1 pseudogene is annotated in these 658 nt (G+C 37.2%); it reads right to left on the bottom strand.

The features are described 5' to 3' along the window. A pseudogene (locus CLD20_RS19980) lies at positions 1 to 658 on the bottom strand (bifunctional metallophosphatase/5'-nucleotidase); the annotation flags it as partial.

Below are 658 nucleotides of genomic sequence, written 5' to 3'. Positions count from 1 at the left end.
TAATGCAGTTGCCAAAAATTGCGGAAAATCTGAAGGCTGATACCAATCCAATGCTAAATCTTCCTCCAAAATCGCTACTGTTTCAGAAAGTATTTCCGCGCTTTTACGTTCTTCTTTCAAAAGAAATTGTTTTGTTTCTCCACACTCTGGTTCAGCTTCAATTTTGATAACATCTGCTGATTTTGCTAAAAGCCTGTGATTATTATCCACAGTTAAAGCAACATGCCCAACTAATCCACAATTTTTTCCCGCGCCTGTTAATAAGGTGCCATGAAGCATTTTTCCCTTTTCAAAAATATGATGAGTGTGGGCTCCTAAAATAACATCTATTTCCGGGAATTCTTTTGCAATAATTTCATCATCATTTATTCCTAAATGTGATAGCAGGATGATGATATCTGCTTCTTCTTGCACCTGTTCAAGCGTTTCAAGCAAGCTTTGGAAAGGATCTTTAATGATCCAGCCAAGCAATTTGTAGAATTTTTCATAAAATACACTTACTCCGAGCAATGCGGCTTTTGTTCCATTAGAGAGAGTAATCATTTTAAATGGCTTTACCCAATCCGGCCGTTCTCCAAATTCTGTGTATAGATTTGACAGGATCACAGGGAATTTCGCATGTGAATATAAGGTGTTTAATGCTTCATGCGGAAGTGTA

Source organism: Afifella sp. IM 167 (assembly GCF_020144925.1).
Classification (GTDB): Bacteria; Pseudomonadota; Alphaproteobacteria; order Rhizobiales; family Afifellaceae; genus Afifella.
This window is presented reverse-complemented; position numbering and strand designations above follow the sequence as displayed.